This window comes from Candidatus Eremiobacteraceae bacterium (assembly GCA_036511855.1).
In the GTDB taxonomy this organism is placed as follows: Bacteria; Vulcanimicrobiota; Vulcanimicrobiia; order Eremiobacterales; family Eremiobacteraceae; genus JABCYQ01.
This window is the reverse complement of the sequence record DATCBN010000103.1, coordinates 35250-55927: the sequence shown is the minus strand read 5'-3', so window position 1 is coordinate 55927 and position 20678 is coordinate 35250. Positions and strand designations below refer to the sequence as shown.

Here is a 20678-nt window from a genome sequence, read left to right as displayed (position 1 = left end):
GGCTCGCCCTCCTACGGTTCGCCTCGCCGATCAGGAAAAGCCATCGAAGTCGGCAAGAGAAATGCACCGATTCGCCGCCGTCTTACCGACGGTCTGCAATTCGTCGAGATGCGCGATGTCAAACGGCTGAACCGCTTTTTCGTCGATTCGGTTCAACCCAAGTTTGTCGAGTCCTTGCCGAGACAGGTCGACGTTATAGCGCGAATACGTGAAGAGTTTCTCGGCCAGTGGCGCCCGATTGCCCACGAGATCGCCGATCTCCGAATCTATCGCTTCACCCGTGCGCGCTTTTCCGAAGACGCGGCACAGGAGATCCTGCTCCGTGGTCGCGGCTTGGATGAGCGCGGAGGGCAGCGACTGCAAGTTGTACATCAAGTTCATCTCCCGCGCGCGAAGCCGAAGGTTCACGTTCTCGCTCGTGCCGGTACCGACCGAGACCAACAGCAAGTTCTCTTCGCCCGCCGGCCACTCCACTGCATACGGTGGAAGCGTCGCCATGAGGAAGAGCAGAAACGCCGGGTTATGGTACACGGTCACGCCGCCGTCGACGAAGACGAACTGCTGATCGCCGACGTGCATCACTTCCGGGGGAAAGAATACGGGCGCGGCAGTGCTCGCGCGGACGAGTTGCCACAGCGGCAGGCTCAAGTTGCAGTCCGGTAGGTCGAGCCGGTTATACTTGGCTCGAGGATTATTGGATACGGGCCACGGTGAATCGGTCGACGCATTGCGCATGACGATGAGCAGAAGCGTGCGGAGTTTGTCCGTCCCGAGCGTGGCATCGCGGTCGCCATCGGGTCCGATCACCGATTTGATCTTCGCTGCGAGCGCCTCTTGCGTGAACATCGATGAGGATGACAGCACGCCGACGGTGTTCAAGAGTTTGGCCAAGAATGTGTTGGATCCGAACTTGCGTTCAAGCCGCAAAAACACGTTGGACGGCTCGAACATGGTGTGCGCGCCGGTGCGGTAGAACTCGAGGATCGTCTGCGTCGGGAATCCCAGCGAGATGAATGTGGCGATGATCGCGCCCGTGCTGGTTCCGCCGACGTAGTCGAAGTAATCCGCCAGCACCAGATCGCTGCGGCCCAGCTTTTCGCGCAACAATGTCTCGATCCGGGCGAGGAACTCGAGCGCGATCAGCCCGCGGATTCCGCCCCCGTCGATTGAGAGGAGCTTCTTCGGTCCGGGTGCCGCGATGCGGCGTTCGAGAAGAGTGTTCGCGTCCGGCATTTAGGAGCGCTCCCCGCCAAAGAACATAATCACGAACACAAACGATTTCATGCTCGAGCCGTGTTCGGGAAGGGCGTGCGGGCCTCTTCTAACAATTTATCAAACTATGAGTGCGTCGTTCGATGTGCTGCCGCTCGTCGTCGGCGTCACCGGTCATCGCGATCTTCCGGCGGACGCGGAAGCACCGCTGCGCAAACGATTCGGCGAAGTTCTGACCCGATTGAAGCAGCGCCATCCATCGATGGAGTTGCTCGTGCTCTCTGGGCTTGCAGCCGGCGCCGATCTCATCGCGGCGGAAGAAGCGATCGAGCGCGGACATCCCGTCCTCGGCTGTCTGCCGATGCCGCAGCCCGAGTACGAGAAAGACTTCACGCCGGCTGAACTTGAGCGGTTTCGACGCGTGCTCCCACGATGCCGAGACATCGTCGTCGTCGGGAAATCCGCGTCGCGTGCGCAGAACTACGTCGACGTCGCAGACTTCATCGCATACTACAGTCACGTGCTCGTTGCGTTTTGGGACGGTTTACCCGCGCGCGGTCCCGGCGGAACGGCGCAGGTGGTCGAGCTTCGCAAAGGCGGCATACCGAGTGTGGTCGGCGACGCGCTCGTCGCGTACATGCCGGACGTCGGGCCGGTCTTCCACATCGTCACGCCTCGCACCGGTCAGCCGCAGCCTGCGCAGTGCTATTCGCTGCTCGACATCTACCCGGAGCGCCCAAGCGCCGGTGCGAAAGCCAATCCGCCCGGGAGGTCGAGCGGCGAGCAAGACTTCGAGAACGCGCTCGCCCACCTCGAACGCTTCAATCAAGATCTCGCGCGCGAGCCGGCGTCGATGGCAACGGACCGGCTCGTCGCGTTCGGCGACCGTACCGATGCGGCCGCGAACGAGCAGCAATGGCAAACGCTGCGGTCGCTCAGACTCCTGTACATCGCGACCGCACTCGCCGGCGCCGCGCAGTTGGTGCTGCCTACGGACGGCTCGTTTCATATCCCGAGTTGGGCCGGCATCGTTGCGAGAGTCGGATTTCTCGCCGTCGCGCTCGTCGTCTTCGCGATCGCAAAGCGGAGCGACTACGAAAATCGCTACCAAGACTACCGCGCGATCGCCGAAGCTCTGCGCGTGCAGTACACATGGAATTGCGCCGGCCTGCGGAATCGTCTGGTGGAAGCGTCGTACTTGCAGATGCAACAAGGCGAACTTGCGTGGATCCGGCTGGCGCTTCGTACGGCGTACTTGATCACCGACGTTGGCACAGCGCGAGCCGACGAATCACCGGCGCATGATGAATGCGTGCGGTGGATCGACAACCAACTTCAGTATTACGAGAAAGCCGGCAAGCGAGAAGAAGCGCATCTCGCCCGCGCGCACCGAGCCACAGTTCTCGTGGTCGCTGCAGGCGGCGCGATCTCCGCAGTCGCCGCGAGCTTGATATGGTCGATCTCGCACGGCTGGCTCGCGGCGCTGGCCGCACATGAGCCCCAGGTGAACCACATGCTCACCTATTTGGCCACGATGCCGTTCGCGCTCGGCGGCATGCTCGCGCTCTTGATCCGTTTCTACGAGCAGCAACGCGGCTTCACAGAAAACGCGCGGCGCTACCAGCATATGTTCACGGTCTTCGATGCCGCGAGGCGGCGCTTGCGCGATCACACCGGCGACCCGCTCAAAGTGCTGGAGCAACTCGGACACGAAGCCCTCTCGGAGCACGCCGATTGGCTCATCCTGCACCGAGATCGCCCGCTTTCCTTCGTCCATACCTAGCGCATGACGGGCGGCCGGCGAGCATGTTCTGGTCCAGGACTCTGACAAGAGCAAGAGAATCCCTCGGCTGACAGCCGGGAAATTCTTAGGTACACTATGCCATTCCAGATCTTCGTTTCGTACGCGCGCAACGACGACTTACCGCCATTAGACGGTGACGGAAAAGGCTTTGTCACCACGCTTCTAAAGCACTTGGAGTTTCATTTCACGTGCTTCGGCGAGCCCACGCCCGTCATCTGGCGAGACAAGCGTGCCATCGCGCGCAGCGAACAATTCGATCCGATCATCGACACGGGGATCAAAGAATCGGCCCTGCTGCTCGTGGTGCTTTCCAATAACTGGGTTCACCGCGAATTTTGCCGGCGCGAACTCGACCTCTTCCAGCAGCGCTGGAAGAGCGAAGGCGACGATGCGGTCAAACGGCGCATCATCGTCGCCGGCAAGAACCATATCGAACCGGCAGCCCGTCCACCGCTCTTGCAAGGGCAAGAGGGCTATCTTTTCTATGCGCCGGACGAAGACAACCCGACCCGCTTCCAGGAATTTTTCGTCCGCGGAAAGGCGCGCGAAGAATTCCACGAGCGGACGCAGGAGCTCGCAGAAGACATCTGGCGTCGCGCCTGCGAGCACGAGCACGTGCCGCAACCGGCTTCCGCGCTCATCGCGCCGTCGTGGACGCCCGTATCGTCGAGCGGCCGAAAGGTCTTTCTCGCAAGACCCGCAGCCGATATGCGGGCGCCGTACGCCCGCCTGGTGGACGAATTGCGGCAACGCGGATTCGTCGTCGCACCGAACCCGGACGTTGAGTTGCCGGCCGACGCAAGCGCCAACGACTACATCCGCGATGCGCTCGACGGCGCGGAGCTGTCGATACATCTGCTGGGCGCCAAGGCCGGTTGGGCTCCTGAAGAGTGCGAACCCGTCGTGCCGCTGCAGTTGAAGCTCGCTGCCGAGAAGAAAGCGCACCGCGTCATCTGGGCGCCGCGAATCCTCGTCGACGAACGGTCACAAGAGCACGACGCAGAGGCTCGCGACCCGTTCGCGGTCCTCGCGAAATTCGATCAGAAACTCGACGGTGATACCGTCGAAGGCAGCGAGATCAGCGCATTCGCGCAGTTCGTGATCCAGCATCTCGACAAGAACACGCCTCCGGTGCCGGCCATCGAAGTCATCGAGCCGAACGCGCGCGTCTACCTCTATCACCGGCCCGAAGACACGCAATACGCCATCGAGATCGCAAAAGCGCTCGAGCTGCGAGGCATTCAGCCGGTCTTTCCAGCATTCGAGGGCGATCCTGCGGAGTTGGCCGCACTGCACCGTCGCGAGTTGGCCGACTGCGATGCCGTCGTCTTATGTTGGGCGAAGGCCGCCGAAGTTTGGGTGAAGAGCCAGTCGCGCGAGTTGAAGAACTGGCGCGATCTCGGGCGAGACAAACGATTCGCATGCCGGGGGCTCGTCGCTGGACCGCCGCCGGGTGAGCGAAAGGAGCTTCTCGTCCAGCTGCCGCCGCGCAATGAAATCGACGTGGTCCTCGATCTCACCGCCTCTGAGAAACTGCTTCCGGAAGCGCTCGATCCGCTGATCTTCGCGACGCAGCCACCCAAGGGCGCGGCGTAACCGATGCGACCGTTCCCCGGCCTCCGGCCGTTCGATTTCGAAGATCGCGACATATTCTTCGGCCGCGAAGATCAGATCTATTCCTTGTTCCGGCTCCTCGAGCACAGCCGCTTCATCGCCGTCGTGGGAAGTTCGGGAAGCGGTAAATCCTCGCTCGTGCGCGCCGGCCTCTTGCCGGTCATCCAGGAAGAAAGCCAGGGCTCGGGCGGGCGAACATGGCGCTTCGCGACGTTGCATCCCGGCGATGCGCCGCTCGACGCCCTTGCCCGCGCGGTCGCGCAACTCGCGCAGGAAGGCGACGAAGACTTCGAGATCAGGCGCGACCGTACTGCCTTCGCGCTGAAACGCTCGAGCTTCGGTCTGACGAAGACCCTCGACGAGATTCCGGTCCTCGAGGGGAAGTCGGTGCTGCTCGTCGTGGATCAGTTCGAGGAATTGTTCCGATATGCCGCGACCACAGGCCGCGGGCGCGCCGGCGATGCGCTCTGGCGTGACGAGGCCACCAACTTCGTGCAGCTGCTGCTTGAAGCGACCCGCAGCCGGTCCAGTTCGGTGAACGTTCTGATCACCATGCGCTCCGACTTCATCGGCGATTGCGCGCAATTCCACGGATTGCCGGAGGCCGTGAGTGCGGCCCAGTTCCTTGTGCCCTCGCTTACCCGCGATCAACGTGAAGACGTCATACGCAAACCCATCGAAAAGGCCGGCGCTTCCATCGATGCGACGCTCGTCGAGCTCCTGCTGAACGACGCAGGCAGTGAGATCGATCAGCTGCCCGTTTTGCAGCACTGCCTCGCGCGGCTGTGGGACCGCACCGAATCCGAAGGCGCACCTGGCACGATGCCGCACCTCGGTCTCACGCAGTACCAGTCGATCGGCACCATTTCTGGTGCACTCTCGAAACACGCCGACGAAGTCATGGCATCGCTGCCAGGTCTCGAACTTGCCGTCGAGCAGGTCTTTCGGGCGCTCAGCGAAGTCGACAAGGAAGGCCGTGCCACGCGTCGAGCGCTGCTCCTATCTCGCTTGCTTGCGGAGACCGGCGTTCCGAAGGACGAGCTGTTGCGCGTTCTCAATCGATTCCGCGCCGACGACTGTTCGTTCATCGTTCCACCGGCATCCGCCCTACCGGTGCTTCGCGACGAATCGCGCATCGACGTGGTCCATGAAGCGCTCTTGCGCCGCTGGACCCGCATCAGCGCCGAACAGACGCACACGTTTGACGGCCGGATCCAAACCGGATGGCTCGCAGCCGAAGACGCCGACGGTCGTTTTTATCGAGCACTGCTCGCGCTGCTTGAAGCCGAATCGGGATCGAATTCGGTCACGCTCCCGCTCGATCAGGTCGAAGCGCGTTGGCGTTGGTGGAAATCGCGTCCGCGCACCGAGGCGTGGGCGGAGCGCTACGGGGGACGCGCCGCGAGCGTCGAGAGCCTGTTCCAGAACAGCCTCGCGGCTCTTGCGCTCGAACGCGCGCGCGAAGAGGAAGCAGAGCGCCGCGAACGCGAGCAAGAGCGTCGCAAGATCGAAGCCGACGAAAGCGCGAAGCGCGAGCGGCTCGAGCATCAAGCGGAAGTCGACCGGATGCGCGCCGATGCCGCGCAACGGCTCACCCATCGAACGCGGCTCGCCGCGATCGCGATGTGCGTGATCGCATTGCTCGCGCTCTCTATGGCCGGCGTCGCTTGGTTCGCGCAGACCCGGGCGGTTGCCGCGCTCGATGAAGCGGTCAAGGCCAAGACCGCGGCCGACTCGGCGACGAAGACAGCTCAGACGATGGAAGGGCAGGCAAATACCGCCAACCAGAACGAGGCGATCGCCGCACGAAGAGAACGTGCGGCTGCGCAGCGGGCGAGCTCAGAGGCACGACGCGCCGACACCCAAGCCACGATCGCCAAGCAGCAGCGCGGCGTGGCGATCGCGCAGACCGCCTCGGCCAATCAGCAGCGCGGCCAGGCGCTCAACGAACGCTCGCAGGTGTTTCTCCAAGTGGGTCGCCAGAAATTACTCGACGGCAACGACGACGAAGCGGCGCTCCTGCTCGCGGCGGCATACAGCAGCGACTCGCACAACTCCGTCCTGCAGCTGTTGCTCCGCCAAGCGTTCGAGAAACTTGCGCTTCGTGCACGATCGATCCAAGCGCACGACGACCTCATCACCGCGCTGGCGTTCAATCCCAATCAAGCCAAGGGGCAGTTCGCGACGGCCAGCAGCGACGGGTCTGCCAAACTGTGGCGAACGTCCGGCCAGCTGATCCACGAATTCCGCGATCAAGGCGACCTGATCACCGCGCTCGCGTTCGACCCGAGCGGGCGGTACCTCGCGACCGTCGGCCGCGACGGATCGGCAAAGCTGCACGACCTCGCGGGAATCACGCCGAGCTCCGATCCGCCACCGATCGCGATGCGCGATCAGCGGGACCAACTCGAAGGGCATGCCGGACGAGTGAACTCCGTCGTCTTCAGTCACGACGGGAAGCGCATTCTGACGTCGGGCAGCGACGGCAAAGTGAAGATCTGGAACGTCCAGGGCGGCGCGATGATGTTGGCGTGGAACGGATCGACGCCGGGCGTGTCCGCCAACGATGCGTTGTTCGGCCCGGACGATCGCATCGTCGCCGCGTGCGCCGCCGACGGCTCGCTCGGAGTTTGGGATTCGAAGACCGGCGATCAGATCGGCTCGAGCTCAGTGACGTCGAAGAGCCCGCTCGTGCGCCTCGCGATCTCTCCGGATGGGAAACGCGTTGCGGCAGGCGCGATCGACGGAACGATCATCGTGTTCGACATCGGTGCAAAGTCGAAAATCGAAAGTCATGATCAGCATGGCGCCATCGATGCGATCGGCTTCGATTCGAGTGGCGGACGCGTTCTGAGCGCGAGCGAAGACGGCAGTGCGGTGATTCTCGACGCGGCGAGCGGCGCGGTCCAAAAGACGTTGGCCGCAAAGGCCGGTGCGCCGGCGGCGCTGACCGCGTCGTTCAATCCGTCGGGCAACGGCATCGAGACGACGTATGCCGACGGATCCGTCAACCTCTGGACGCTCGAAGGCGATCCCGTCGCCGTCCTGCGCGCGCATACGGGCGCCGCGCCCGTCGCAGGTTTCTCTCCGGATGGGAATCTGCTTGCGACCGGCGGCGACGACGGAAAAGTTTATTTGTGGCATGCGTCGTCTCCGCTCGCGCGCGCCGACTTCTCGCATCATGGCGCCGTCGAATCGATCGAGTTCGACCGCAGCGGCGGGCGGATGTTGACCGCAAGCCAAGACGGTACGGCCGCCGTGTGGACGATGGCGGCCGAGCCGCGCATACAGCGCGTGTTGTCGCAGTCGCCGGGGCAGGGTTGGGTCGTCGCCGCCCATTTCAGCGCCGACGGACAACGCATCGTGACGGCGGGCGGCGACACGGCGAAGGTCTGGAATTCGCACGCGACAGGCGCGAGCCCGCTGCTCAAGATCCACGTCAGTGCGCCACAAAAACGCTTCACGCAAGCTGCATTTGTCGGCGGGAGCCATGACGTCATCGTCGCGCAGACCGATACGAGCCTTGCGAATCCGGTTTACAAGACGAATGGGTGGTCGGTGTGGTCGAGCGACGGCTCGAAAAGGCTAGCCAATGAGCCCGGCTGGCAAACCGGCATTCGATCGCTCGCATTGACGGACGATGGCAAGGTCGTGCTCGCGATCAGCGCTTCGGGATACGGTTCGATCGATTCCAGCGATGCCCAACACACTTACGGTTCGTGGCGCGACGTATCCGAAGGCATTCCTGACCCGAGCGGCTTTGCGCTCGGAGGCGTAACAGGTACGATTCACCTCGTCAATCCAAAGGGCGCAGAAGTGCAGCGCTGGCCGAGCAACGACGATCGAGTCTTGGCGCTTGCGCTGTCCAGCGACGGCAAATGGCTCGCCTCCGCGGGAAATGGCGGAACGCCGGGCGCGATTTGGGACCTCTCGCAACCCGGACGCTCGCACGTGCAACTGGAAGGCGGAGATGCAGAGATCGAATCCGCGTTGTTCTCGCCGGTTGATTCTACGTTTCTTCTTGCGACGTCGTCGGACGGTACCCTGAAGCTCTGGGATCGAGCATCCGGCGACCTCGTCGCGTCCGTATCGGTGCCGGCGTCGCGAGCGACATTCGCCGCGTTCACGCCGGACGGGTCCGCCGTTGTGATCGGCGCACAGAACGGAGGCATCTTTCTCTGGCCGATTCGCGGCGGCATTCCGAGTCCGCGCAACGCCGCCGCACTCGCACTCCGCGAAAGCGATCCCTCCAGCGTCTCCGATCCCTTGGTAGCGCAAGCCATCGACATCCTGCGAAAGGTGCCGGGCAATGGAAAATAGACGACTGGTGCGTGCAGTCGTTCGTTGCGGCCTGGCTGTCCTCGTCTGCCTTTTCACGTCCGCACCGGCGTTCGCAGGCGCGCCATTTCAGGTCACGCGCTACGGCGATTTCAATCTCGAATTCACCGATCTCCGCGAGCCGGGCGGATTGCTCATGGAGGTTTCGCGCGTCTACAATTCGTTCGACACCTCGAGGAAAGGCATCTTCGGAACGTGTTGGGGCTCGAGAGCGGAGGACTATCTCAAGGTCCAAGACGATGGTTCGATCGTCATCCACGAGTACGGCGGTGGCGCCAATAATAAGTTCGAACCGACGACGTCGACGCTGCGGCCGCATGCCGAGCTTATCGATGAGATCGAGCAGGCGGCGGAGCAGACCGGACGCTTCGGCAGCGAAGCGGACCAGCAAGCCTATCGGCAATGGCTCGAAAGCAGCGCTGACAACGAGGAAGAGGCATGGGAGAACTTCGTCGACCTTGGACTGCTGAAGTCGCAAGAACCTCCTGTCGGCGAAACGTTTTTTAGCGCGGAGTTCGCGACGGAATTCTTGACTCGCGAGACAGAAGGCTACCAGCGGTCCACGGCCTACAACGGTCAGACCATTTTCGAGGCATTTGATCTGTCGGGGCGGCTCACTCGGTTCTGGGATGCGAATCACGATTACATCGAATTGACGTACGGGCCGGACGGGCACCTCCGGGAATCGTCGGATAACGAAGGCAACCGGTTCGAATTCGCGTTCACCGCGGACGGCTTCATCAAACGGATCGCCGACTCGCAAGGGCATGTTGTCCTCTATCAATACAAGAACGCAGACCTGCAGTTGGTGAACGCGAACGGCATGGCCACCCGGTTCGACTACGATTCGGACCACCGGCTCACCGCCATTCATTATCCGGACCGAACATCGCTGCAGATCCGGTACGATCAGTCGGGTTTGGCGAATCGCGTCACGGACACCGATGGCACCGTCAACACGTACAGCTACTCGACCAGCAAGAATCAGACGTCGACGGTGAACACGTTCGCGACCGAGAGCCGCAAGCCGAATGGGGAGACTCATCGCAAGACGTATCAGTATTTCTACGACGCTCCCGACTTCTACGAGAATCGGGAAATTGAAACCGACGACGGCGTCGTTGCCACTGATACGACATACGACCGCAATTTCGAACCCCTCACCGTCACGACGCCAAAAGGGATCACGACGTATGCATACGACTCCTTGAGCCGGATGAATCGCAAACAGTTGCCGACGGGGACGGTGTATAGCTGGGAATACGACCCGGCCACCGGAAGGGTCTCGACGGCCACGACCACGACGAAGGATTCCGTCTTCACGGAACACTTCCAATATGATCCGAAGGGAAATCTCGCTCGCGCCTTCGACAGCGACGGGCGCGACATAACGTTCGGGTACGATTCGTTTAGTCGCATCGAGGCGGTCACCGGGAGCACGATGCAGCTGCATTTCGGCTACGCGAACAGTCGAGTCTCACATCCGGTAAGCGTCGCGCTCGGAGGCGTCGGATCGGTGCTCGTCTCTTATCTCGCTGACGGAACCGTGGCGAGCGCGCAGAGCAGCGGCGGCGACGCGGTCGTCGACAAGGTGAGGACGACGCTCCAAACCGTGGACGACCTCGTACGGGCCGCCGGCATCGACGTTATCACCCTACCCGCCCCGAGCCCGTAGCGCGCGCCTGTATGAACAATGAGAGGGACGCGCCGCCGCGCGACGCGTCCCTCCGCGGAGTAGGGTCGGTTGTTGTGATTACGGGTAGGGGTTCGTCGCGGCACTCGCCGGATCGACGAGTCCGTTGGCGCTACCGAGAGTCGCAAACGGCGTTCCGCTGGGGTACAAGTCGACTTGCACGTCGGCGAGACCCGGATCGGCGACGAAGATTTTCCCGTTGTGATGGTTGATCGCAACATGGAAAGGATCAGCGAAGCCCGTGATGGTCGACGAGATGGACGAATAGGGTGGCGGGATGATGTCGACGCCGGAGGCGAGCTGGTCGCAGGCCACGAGGTTGTTGGAGTTGTCGATTTGCAGCCCACCGGCGAAGGTGAGCGAAACGCCAAGCGTCGTCGGAGTCGGGCAACCGGCCAGACCGCTCGGGTATTCGAGAATAACGCCCAAGCCGGTATTCGGGCTGTTGCCGGACACGAACACGGCGCCGCTGGAACTGACCGCGATACCTTCGTTCGAGAGACCCGTCGAACACGATGCGATCGGCGTGGTGTTGCCCTGCGGGAACTCGACGACGATGCTTGGGCTGCCGCTGCCGTAGTCGGCCGCGTAGACGTTCTTGGCGCTATCGGTAGTGACGCCGGCCGGATCACTCATTCCGCTGGCGGTGTAGGTGAAGAGCAATGAGCCGTTGCCCTTGTACTCGGTGATTTCGCCGGCGCAGTAGTCAGCGTCGTATTCGTGACCCGATTTGTCGTAGAAATTGCCATCCGGGCAGCCTGTTGGGTCGGTGATCGTTCCCTCTTGAGCGTAGTTGTGGTCCAGAACTTCCACTCCACCGGTGCCAAAGTCGGACACGGCGAGATCCTTCGGTCCGGGCGTGTCCGGTAGTACGCTGGCCTTGCGGCCGAACTGGATGCTCTGCAGGAACTGAGGCGCAACGCCTGTTTGCGGATGGACGTTTGCGACGCGCGCGTGCGATTGAGTGGTCGCGCCGTTTCCTGGCAATGCTGAACCATTTCCGGAGCAGCCGGCGAGCAACGCTAACGCCGCCACCGCACTGAGGGCTTTGATGGTAATCGGTATGCGCATGTGGATACTCTCCTCGACTTTTATGTTTATGAGTAACGAGTCGTGATCTAGATGCAACGTTCCGAGCGTTCTTCTCGAGAATTAGAAAGGCCCGAAATGTACCACAGGATTCATACCAATACTGAAAAACTCTTTGAGCCTAAAGTACTGCCTGATATGGAGCCGTGAGTAGTACTTCCGGCCCGTGTGAACGCTCGGGTGCCTTCGGCGCCGGCGAGCGTCTCGATAAACGCTCGCCGGCGAGGACTCTTCGAAACCAGCCCCGCTGATCTCAGATGCCCAGTTGGCCGGGGTAGAACGCGACGTCGTAGTTGTTCTGGAGGGGCGGACCGATGCGCGAGCAGCAGCTGTACACTCGCAGCTGCTCGCCCGAGGGGAAGGACCAGGATACTCCAATGGGCCCCTGATCAATGGTGGCCGTCGCACCGAGGACGCCGCCGCCGCCCCTGGTCACGGCGATGCCTTGCACCGCTGAACCGGTCGCGAACGACTTACCGGTCGGCGAGCCGTCTTCGGTGTACTCTGTGATCGTATCGGCGATGATGTCGGTGACCAGCAAGTTGCCGGCGTTATCCGGCTTGATGCCGGCGGAAGACTGCACCACGATACCGAGGTCTTTCGCGCCGGCCTGCTTGCCGAGAGGGAATTCGATGACGCGGCCATCACCGACCGACTGACCGACCAGGGTCGCCACAAAGACGTTGCCCGCGGCATCGCACGTCAAGAACGGGTTTCGAAAGTCGCTCGCGTAGTTGAGGCTGCGCGTTGGCTTTGTGCTGCCGGGTGGGTAGACTTGGACGCTCGAGTGGTTGGTGTTATTGAGATCGTATAAGTCTGCCACATAGGCCGTGCCGTTTGGGCACACCGTTACGTCGACCGGATAACCGACCGGATCCGTGAGCGTGTTGCTCGGAGACAAACCGCCGCGTGGATACACCACGACGCCCCCAGACACATTTGCGACCCAGAGGCTGCCATTCTGATCGACAAACATGCCCGCAGGTTCTACTAAGCCGTTCGTGATCTGGCCGACCTGCTTGCCGTCCATTGTCAAGACATCGACGACCGAAGCCGTGCCCCAACTCGACATGTACACCAGGTGTGTTTGCGCGTCGATCGACTGCATGAAGCCGTGGCTTGTGTTTGGCGCAACTGCTCGCATACTCATGACCTGAGGTCCAGCCGCGTATCCGAGCGAACTCGAGGAGCCGTTCAATGCCGGGGTTTGCGAGATGCCCGAGCAGCCCGCGAGAAACGTTACGAGCGCCGCAACGCCCAAGGCGTTGGGGGCTAACAGTGAATGGCGCATTTAGTTATTCTCCTTCGAGAGCGCTGGGGTCACCGCGATGCCTATCGGCTGGCCGCCGACAGCGATGGTGTTTTTGATCGCACCACCGGCTGGGTAGTTGTACTTCTCCGCAAGTCCGGATCCGCCGGCATCCGCAGCATAAAGATTCAAACCGGAGGCAAGGATGGCGATGCCAATCGCTGCGGTCGATCCCGTCAGCGGCGTTGTCGACACAGGGTTTCCAAATTGACCGCCCACCGGTGGGCTAAAAGTAGCGACCTGTTGTCGGCCCTGGTCGCAGAAGGCGATGTTGCCTGCCTTGTCGATTTGAATGCCGCCCGGGAAAGCCACTGTATAGATGGGAACGATGTTCGTGATGCTCGTAGCTTGACAACCGCCGGTGACGAGCCCGAACGATGACTGGTAGCCGCCGTTCATGCCATCGATATAAAGAGCACCGTTCTTGTCGAATTCGGCGAACATGACGCGCGTGAAGTTGAACGACGAATCTGAAACGGTGGCGCAGCTCTTCGTGCTACCTTTCGCGTAGATCTTCACGTTGCCGGTGTTGAGGCGGCAATGCGGAGCATTGCAGATGTTCGTGATCGCGACGACTCCGGTACTGGAGACCGCGACGTCAGCCGGAAACTCGTTGGGGTCGCTAATCGTCCTCTTTGGCGCCCCAGTGTAGGGTGGGGCGTACACGAGCACGTTCGAGCTGTTGGTGTTCGCGACGTAAAGGTTGCCGTTCTTGTCGGTCGTGATGCCCTGAGGCTGCGTCAGCCCCGTGATTTGGCCGGCCATCTGCTGGTTCTTACCGGCCAGAGGATAGATGTCGATAACCCCATTGGCCGCGTCGGATACGAAGATCAGCGACGTGCCTAGGGCACGTGGATCGATGAAGCTGGCCGTCGCGACCGGTTCGTTCGAGATTCGCGCGATGGTCGGGGGGAGCAGACTGTTGTCGGTGCGACCGGCGGACGCGATTTGCCGCTGCGCGGATTGGCCGCCGACGCTTGGTCCACCCGGAGAGAACACTGCCGACGAATTGCCGCCGGAGCAGCCCGCTAGCAGCGCTAGCGTGGCCGATGCGCCGAGCGCGGCGCGGATCATGCGAAACATAGCCATAAAGTCAGACTACCATTTCTGCTCCCTTTGGTCTGCTCCCAGGAAAATATCGATCTTCCAACTGGTGAATAGTCGAAAACGAGACATCAGCAGTAGGAACAAAGGTTTTGTGGGTCGCCTCCAAGAGAATCTAGCCCCAGAATTTTAACAATCCCAGGGACATATCACAATCGTGGAAACCCCTGGCGCCTCTACCTGTGTACCGATTCAAGGAGTTGGTGACGAGACCGTATTCCCATGCGGCGTAAGATCGAAGTCATATGACACTCGACCGTCCGCACCGAGATCGAAAGTCTTTCGCCGATCTCGCGATTCGACAGTCCGACGATCGCCAGCTGGGCGACGCTTTGCTCTCGAAGGGTCAGCTCCGAGGGGATCGACGCTGCCGGACCCGCCAATCCATCGGCCGCGCTACGGGTGCGATGGGCGGAGGCGCCGAGCAGGGTCGCGGCCAGCTCGTAACTCGTCCATCGGAGCTTTCGAAACAACGTGCCAGCCATCGTTGCCTCGCGAATGCACCCTTCAGCGTCGCCTTCGCGGTCATAGACAAAGGCGTCAAAATAGTGCAAGTGCGCGCTGGCCACGTCGGAGTTCGGCAGTAGCGTTCGGGTCCGCAGGACCTCGCGTGCCGGCTCAAAGTAGCGACTGTCGCCGAATTGCGCGACCGCAAGCGGCAGGTCGCAAGCTTCATCAGCGTTCTTCACATACTCGAGAGCTTTTGCAAGTACGTCTTGCGCCTTTTGCGGCTGCCTCGTTCGATGGAAGTAGCGGGCGAATGAGGAGGCTACGGGACCGAGGCGCTGCGGTTCGCTCGACCTAAACGCGAACGTCAGGGCGTCCTCGTTCGCGCACTGGCTGAGAAGATAAGGGTCGTTGCACTCAATGGCGATCGGTATTCCGATTTCAGCCAAAGATTCGAGTAAGACCGGCGGAGGGTTGTCAAACGTTGCCGCTTGGTTAACGTAGGCATGGGCCAGATGCCGGTTACCCTGGCGGCTGAGCACTCGTGCGTATTCGAGCGAAAAACAGGCAACGAGCCACCCGAGATTCCGATCGCGCGCGGCGCTCACCGCCTGCAGAGACAAGCTGGCGGCGAGTTCGGTGTGGCCGAGCATACTTGCGGACACAGCGTGCGAGTGGAGCGTGCTTGGATACGCGTACGGATCTTGATCTTGCTCGGCGTAACGGAGCGCTTTTGCGAAACTGTCGGACGCCATCTCGGCGTTGCCCGAGGCTGCGTACACCAATGCGCACACCCGGTGGTACTTGGAGATCACTTTGGGATCTGGGGGCAAGGCGTGTACGTCGATGGCGTGCAGGTAGCGCTCCGCTTCATCGTACCGAGACAACAAGTGAAGAATCATCGCCAACGACAGCCGGGTCGCTAGGATCAGCTCGACGTTGTTGGACGCGGTTGCGAAATCGAGCAGACGTTTGGAAATTGGCACGATGTCGGCAGTTCGCGCGCTTGACCAGAGGGTCCGAATCTGCTGCATGTGCAGGTGGGCGACGCTTGCCCCCGTGCCCGGCACCGGCACAGTCTTTTCGAGAAGAGAATTGAACAGAGCGTCGGCGTCGGTCGCGATTCCGCGATGGAACGCGGTGTCGCCGACCTTGACCGCGAGCCGCGCGTGAGCCGAGAGGTCGCCTGCGGAGAGATCGAAGGCCCGTTGATAGCTCTTCAGAGCTGCGCGGTAGTCGCCGTCTGAAGAATAAGCATCACCAAGCGTTTCCTGCGCCAAGGCGCCACGTTGCATCTCGATATTTGTTCGAATTGCACGTCGTCGTCGTACGGTGCGCGCGGAAGCGTCTGCCGAACATTTCGGACATGTGGATCGGCCCGGGGCAACCTTGACGGCGCAGCACGTATGGCACAGGCCATCTGCCGCAGCGTGTCGGCGCTGCTCCAACTTGTACTCGGCACCCAACTTCGACACGCCTGCTTGTTTGGACAGAGACACGGCGCTACCTCTGTCACGGGAAAGCCACGCTAATACTAACTCATATGGATTCAGTCGACGTGCACGTCAGCCCTTAAGTGAGCGTGTAGTGCTCGACGTGACTCTGACCTATTTGTGATTCGCTCCGAGTTCAACTAACTACGAATAGCGATTTCACAATGTCACTGGGATATATGTTAGAGATTTCGGCCGCCCGGAAAGACTATACCCCCGTAAAGATGTCTTTGGATGAATTCCTTGACATCAGTCTCGCTATGAAGCGGCAATAACTCCTTCGCGACCGAGGTCACTCCAGATTCGATGATCTCGCGTCGCTGATTTTCGACGCCAGTTGTGCTGTCAATATGGAAGCCGCCAATACACTCTCAAAATTCTAGCCGACGGATGCGATCCTTCAGCCGCATTAAAAATCTAGGGCAACAGTTCGGAAAAAATTCGTACGCCCCCCGGTTGGCCGCCTAACGCTCCGAAGCGTTAAAGCGTGGGAGGAAGAAGGAGAATGAACCACATGGAATCGACCCTTGGGACATCATGTCGAAGAACGGCGGCATCATCGGAGTATCAGATCATGGCGGTTGGGCCGTGATGGTGACGGTGGCACGCGATGGTACGCTCCTCGACCGCCGCCGGGTGGAACTTGTGGACGACGGCCTGCCGGCGCTTCCGCACCACAGCGAGGGCCGAAAGCTCCCGCTCGACGAGGCGGTGGAGTTGGTAGAGCGCGTGCGTCTGTCGGCGGAAAGGCAAGCGGCGCTCGCCTTCGACGCTGTCACTATTGCGGTGCCGCGTGTGCTTGGTGTCGCCCTTCGCAAGTGCCCACCGCTTCCACCCACGATCGCCGAGCGAATCACGGATTATTATGCGCAGAACAATGCCGACTGGGTGATGTACCGCAAGGCCTTGGCCTCCGCGGCCGAGGCACGTGGTTGGCCCGTCCACTGGTTCGACGCGAAGAGCGTATTGGGTGCGGCGCACCAGGCGCTGCATGTAGAAAACCTCGACGCTCACTTCCTCCAGGTGCGGAGGGCCATCGGGCCGCCCTGGAACCAGGATCACAAAATCGCAATGGCGGCGGCGATAGTCACGGCGCCCGCGGCTCTGGAGTAAGCCGCGGCGTCGCCGATAAAGCCGACGACGCAATCGGACCATCCGACCGGCACCGGGAGAGCCAGATGCGCAAACTGATCTATCCGATGAACACTTCGCTCGATTGCTATGTCGAAAGCCCAGACGGCAGCTTCGAGTGGACGACGCCCGACGGCGAGCTGTTCAAGCATTTCACAGACCTGTATGCGGTCATGACCACGCACTTGTACGGGCGCCGCCTGTGGGAGACGATGTCCGGCTATTGGCCGACCGCCGAAGCCGATCCGGCGTGCACTCCCGAGATGAAAGAATTCGCGCGCTACTGGAACACCGGCGAGCACATCGTCTTCTCCCGCTCCTTGCAGTCGGTCGATCATGGCGCCCGTCTTGTGCGCGACAATGGCGTGGAGAGCGTGAGACTGTTGAAGTCTGGAAAGGGTAGCGATATGATCGTCGGGGGTCCGGGGCTTGCCTCAACGCTTATCGCGGCCGGGCTCGTCGACGAGATTCACGCGTACATCCACCCAGTGGCGGTCGGGGCCGGCAAGCCGTTCTTGCTCGACCTTCCACGGCAGCTCGACTTGAAGCACCTGGGCGTCCACACGTTCGCAAGCGGCGTGGTGCAGTTGCGCTATGCGCCCCGGTCGACCAGCGCGTGATGCTGCCGGCGTCGGCTGCCGCCGCCGAGGCGTCGGAAAATTTTACATTCCGCCAAAAAAATAAGTGGATTCGGACATCGCATGAGCCCGCCATGTTATGGTTCGGGTTCTAAGATTCCAAATACCGCGCCCTTCGGGTCTTTCAGTACAGCGAAGCGGCAAATACCCGGCACCGCGGTAGTACCCATCACTACTCGCCCGCCAAGCCGCTTGACTTTCGCGACGGTTTTCGCGCAATCGGCCACCTGCCAATGCGTGACCCAACTCGGTGGCAATTTCTTATTCGGAGCGGGCCACATGCCGCATTCAGCCTGCTTGCCGAGCATGAACGTAGTGTACTCGTTCCCACCATAATCTTTCGTCGCCCACTTCCAGCCGAAGACCTTTTCATAGAATTTGGCGGCAACGCCGGGTTTCGGCGTATTCAAGTCCTGCCAACAAACGGCGCCAGGCGTATCGCCTATCGTCGCGCCCAAATGCGATCCAGCTTGCCAAAGCCCAATAGCGGCACCCGTTGGATCTTGGATGATCGCCATGCTTCCTTCCTTGACTTTCATTGGTTTCATGATGATCTTGCCGCCGGCGGCGCGCGCCTTTTTCACGGTCGCGGCGACGCTCGCAACCGAAACGTATGGAAGCCACGCTGGGGGGACCTTGGCCTTGCGCTGATCTTCGGACATAGCGTAGAGCAAGCACACGTTTTTGCCTTTGACGCGCATCATCGAATATTCGAAGTCGGGGCCCATCGGAAGGTCTTTCGCTGTCCAGGCAAAGATGGCCCGATAAAATTTTTTCGCCCCGGCGAAGTCCGGCGTACCTAGATCGGTCCAGCATATCTCACCCGGCTTATATTTCTTGATGACCTTCACTCGAGAATCTCCCTGACGGATTCGCTATGTCGACCGGAGCATTGACTCAAGTTCGCTTCCATTCCCGCCAGCTCGCGTACGTTGCGCGATTAAAGCAGCTCGGCGATCCGGCACGCCGCGCGGGCCGCCGAACCACCTTATCTGTGGCGGAGAGCGATTGACGTTTTTGTCGCGTTGGTTGGTAATCGCATTGACTTGCATCGACTTGATGAGTCAATGCGCCGCGGCATCGAGCCTCTCATGCGACTATTTTGTCGTTCCGTGTTTGATCTTATAGTCTCAATGTAAGCACAGAGTTTAGCTACGCAGGGGGAGGCAAGTGAAAGAAAAGCCCCCATACGTAGAGGACAACAAATACGATGCCGACTACCGCGAAGACCTTTTGCGCTCTTTCCGACCGGAAACATATCGCGCTCACCGTTAGGGCCAGACCTACTACTTTCGCCAATGTATCGATATCTTTGTGAACGTGACCCTCAACCAAGATCTGTTGTAGCGAGCCAAAAAGCGGAACCGCTATGAGCAGGCTGAAAAACCAAACGCGATTTTCAAAATATGCCTCTCGCATGTCGCTGGATTCAGGAAGAATGAGAAACGCCATGAAGTAGAGCGTGGCCGGAATCAGCAGCGTCGATGCGAAACCCGGCAGTGTCCACTGCGTTTGCCTGCTCAGAGAAAAGTCGACCCACCAAACTTGAACGATAATGATAAGCAGCACAAAGGCCCAAACGAGGGTTGGCCAATAAAATAAGGTAGTCGAACGCCGGGAGACGGATCGCGCGATTCCTCCCAGCAAATGCGCTATTCCTAGTCCCAAGACAATGGAAATGAGGACAGTCAAATAGTCGAATACGTTTGCCATCTTCCCCCGCATTCGTCGCCCGTAGATCGTTCTCGGATAGGTTGCCTAGCCTGCGCTTGAGCGGGTACGTTCTGAACCGCCGTCAAGCTGTTCCGCGGACGATATCGCAAGTCAATTGTTCGTGAGGACGATTTTGCCTTCTACGGTACCCGTCGCTAATAGCTCGATGGCTTTTCTCGCGTCGAGGAGTGGGAACGTAGCGCTAATCATGGGGTCGATTTTCTTTTCGGCGACAAGGGCGAAGATCTTCGGCAGATCTTCACGCAGGGGCTTTGGGTCCTTTCGATAGAGCAGCGTGATTCCGTAGAACTCGCCACGCCGTCCACGCAGACGTGCGCCGACGAAGAGATTGACGAACATGGCGAGTGTGGCAAGCGTACCGGCGACGGATAGGAATCCATAGCTTACGACGGTCCCGCCACGGCGTGCGGCGCCGATGCACAGGCCGATGTTGGCACCGCCGACGGCGTCGAATACATAGTCAACGCCCTGCGGCTCAAGGGCGCGAGTGAGAACATCAAGCGACCCTTTGCGGTAGTCGATCGGTGTCGCTCCAAGGTTCCGCACCGTATCGTGCTTTTTCAGCGACGCTGCTCCATAGGTCTTTGCTCCGGCGAGCCGCAGTAATTGAAGAGCCGCCGTGCCAACACCACCCGCCGCACCTGTTACAAGCGCGGTCTGGCCGGGCAGCACGTTCACCACTCGGTGGATCATTTGCCAGGCGGTGATATAATTCAGGATCACCGCCGCCGCTTCCACATCGGAGACCTCATCCGGGATCGATAGAAAGTGCTCTGCGTCGCGCACGAGCAACTCGCCGTACCCACCGTGCACAGTAAGCGCCGCAACTCGCTGACCGACTTTGAAATCAGTGACGCCGTCGCCGATGGCATCAACCACCCCGGCGATCTCGTAGCCGGGGACGAACGGCATTTTCGGCGCGTACCGGTAGCCGCCCGCGAGCATGAGCAGGTCGGTTGAACCTACGCCGGCAGCCAGTACGCGGACTCGCAATTGCCCCAAACCGGGTTGCTCGACGGGCAGCTCAACGCACTGCAGAACTTCGGGGCCACCCGGCTTCGTCAACATCACC

General features: G+C 60.8%; 14 protein-coding genes. 6 read left to right on the top strand and 8 right to left on the bottom strand.

The genetic code is table 11. From position 1 onward, the window contains the following. Positions 1–30: 30 nt before the first annotated feature. Positions 31–1233, bottom strand: coding sequence for a patatin-like phospholipase family protein (locus tag VII69_13785; protein HEY5096182.1), 1203 nt, complete (start codon positions 1231–1233; stop codon positions 31–33). Positions 1234–1339: 106 nt separating this feature from the next. Between VII69_13785 and VII69_13780 the strand changes: the two genes are divergently transcribed. The 4 genes from VII69_13780 to VII69_13765 all read left to right on the top strand — a co-directional run bounded on the left by VII69_13780 (position 1340) and on the right by VII69_13765 (position 10643). Next, positions 1340–2995: a DUF4231 domain-containing protein gene (locus VII69_13780; GenBank protein ID HEY5096181.1), complete on the top strand. Its 1656-nt coding sequence runs from the start codon at positions 1340–1342 to the stop codon at positions 2993–2995. 96 nt (positions 2996–3091) lie between these two features. Further along, positions 3092–4612 carry a toll/interleukin-1 receptor domain-containing protein gene (locus VII69_13775; protein ID HEY5096180.1) on the top strand — a complete coding sequence of 507 codons (1521 nt, stop codon included), beginning with the start codon at positions 3092–3094 and terminating at the stop codon, positions 4610–4612. Positions 4613–4615: 3 nt separating this feature from the next. Beyond that, entirely contained in the window at positions 4616–8950 is a 4335-nt protein-coding gene (locus VII69_13770; protein HEY5096179.1) for a WD40 repeat domain-containing protein, read from the top strand. Beyond that, a complete protein-coding gene (locus VII69_13765) occupies positions 8940–10643 on the top strand; it encodes a DUF6531 domain-containing protein (GenBank protein HEY5096178.1) in 1704 nt (567 codons plus the stop codon). The genes VII69_13770 and VII69_13765 overlap by 11 nt, the downstream gene beginning before the upstream one ends. 78 nt (positions 10644–10721) lie before the next feature. On the opposite strand, the gene VII69_13760 is transcribed toward VII69_13765, so the two are convergent. The 4 genes from VII69_13760 to VII69_13745 form a co-directional block, all read right to left on the bottom strand. Continuing rightward, complete coding sequence (locus VII69_13760) at positions 10722–11732, bottom strand: hypothetical protein (protein ID HEY5096177.1); 1011 nt, start codon at positions 11730–11732, stop codon at positions 10722–10724. A 271-nt stretch (positions 11733–12003) separates the two neighbouring features. Continuing rightward, on the bottom strand, positions 12004–13041 hold the full coding sequence (locus VII69_13755; protein HEY5096176.1) for a hypothetical protein: 1038 nt from the start codon (positions 13039–13041) through the stop codon (positions 12004–12006). Beyond that, positions 13042–14148, bottom strand: a complete 1107-nt coding sequence (locus VII69_13750; GenBank protein ID HEY5096175.1) for an SBBP repeat-containing protein — start codon at positions 14146–14148, stop codon at positions 13042–13044. 191 nt (positions 14149–14339) lie between these two features. Further along, positions 14340–15905 carry a helix-turn-helix transcriptional regulator gene (locus VII69_13745; protein ID HEY5096174.1) on the bottom strand — a complete coding sequence of 522 codons (1566 nt, stop codon included), beginning with the start codon at positions 15903–15905 and terminating at the stop codon, positions 14340–14342. 735 nt (positions 15906–16640) lie between these two features. On the opposite strand from VII69_13745, the gene VII69_13740 reads away from it, so the two are divergent. Both VII69_13740 and VII69_13735 read left to right on the top strand, forming a co-directional pair. After that, a complete protein-coding gene (locus tag VII69_13740; GenBank protein ID HEY5096173.1) occupies positions 16641–17216 on the top strand; it encodes a hypothetical protein in 576 nt (191 codons plus the stop codon). 65 nt (positions 17217–17281) lie between these two features. Then, positions 17282–17854: a dihydrofolate reductase family protein gene (locus VII69_13735; protein ID HEY5096172.1), complete on the top strand. Its 573-nt coding sequence runs from the start codon at positions 17282–17284 to the stop codon at positions 17852–17854. A gap of 95 nt (positions 17855–17949) precedes the next feature. On the opposite strand, the gene VII69_13730 is transcribed toward VII69_13735, so the two are convergent. From VII69_13730 to VII69_13720, 3 genes are all read right to left on the bottom strand, one after another. Beyond that, on the bottom strand, positions 17950–18723 hold the full coding sequence (locus tag VII69_13730) for a VOC family protein (protein HEY5096171.1): 774 nt from the start codon (positions 18721–18723) through the stop codon (positions 17950–17952). Positions 18724–19024: 301 nt separating this feature from the next. Next, positions 19025–19585: a hypothetical protein gene (locus VII69_13725; protein HEY5096170.1), complete on the bottom strand. Its 561-nt coding sequence runs from the start codon at positions 19583–19585 to the stop codon at positions 19025–19027. A 111-nt stretch (positions 19586–19696) separates the two neighbouring features. Then, positions 19697–20674, bottom strand: coding sequence for a zinc-binding dehydrogenase (locus tag VII69_13720; protein HEY5096169.1), 978 nt, complete (start codon positions 20672–20674; stop codon positions 19697–19699). Between the last annotated feature and the right edge of the window lie 4 nt (positions 20675–20678).

Coding starts and splice junctions, on each gene's coding strand:
- VII69_13760 (HEY5096177.1), bottom strand. CDS start 11,732: ATGCGCATACCGATTACCATCAAAGCCCTCAGTGCGGTGGCGGCGTTA.
- VII69_13745 (HEY5096174.1), bottom strand. CDS start 15,905: ATGCAACGTGGCGCCTTGGCGCAGGAAACGCTTGGTGATGCTTATTCT.
- VII69_13785 (HEY5096182.1), bottom strand. CDS start 1,233: ATGCCGGACGCGAACACTCTTCTCGAACGCCGCATCGCGGCACCCGGA.
- VII69_13765 (HEY5096178.1), top strand. CDS start 8,940: ATGGAAAATAGACGACTGGTGCGTGCAGTCGTTCGTTGCGGCCTGGCT.
- VII69_13755 (HEY5096176.1), bottom strand. CDS start 13,041: ATGCGCCATTCACTGTTAGCCCCCAACGCCTTGGGCGTTGCGGCGCTC.
- VII69_13780 (HEY5096181.1), top strand. CDS start 1,340: ATGAGTGCGTCGTTCGATGTGCTGCCGCTCGTCGTCGGCGTCACCGGT.
- VII69_13775 (HEY5096180.1), top strand. CDS start 3,092: ATGCCATTCCAGATCTTCGTTTCGTACGCGCGCAACGACGACTTACCG.
- VII69_13725 (HEY5096170.1), bottom strand. CDS start 19,585: ATGGCAAACGTATTCGACTATTTGACTGTCCTCATTTCCATTGTCTTG.
- VII69_13750 (HEY5096175.1), bottom strand. CDS start 14,148: ATGGCTATGTTTCGCATGATCCGCGCCGCGCTCGGCGCATCGGCCACG.
- VII69_13735 (HEY5096172.1), top strand. CDS start 17,282: ATGCGCAAACTGATCTATCCGATGAACACTTCGCTCGATTGCTATGTC.
- VII69_13720 (HEY5096169.1), bottom strand. CDS start 20,674: ATGTTGACGAAGCCGGGTGGCCCCGAAGTTCTGCAGTGCGTTGAGCTG.
- VII69_13740 (HEY5096173.1), top strand. CDS start 16,641: ATGTCGAAGAACGGCGGCATCATCGGAGTATCAGATCATGGCGGTTGG.
- VII69_13770 (HEY5096179.1), top strand. CDS start 4,616: ATGCGACCGTTCCCCGGCCTCCGGCCGTTCGATTTCGAAGATCGCGAC.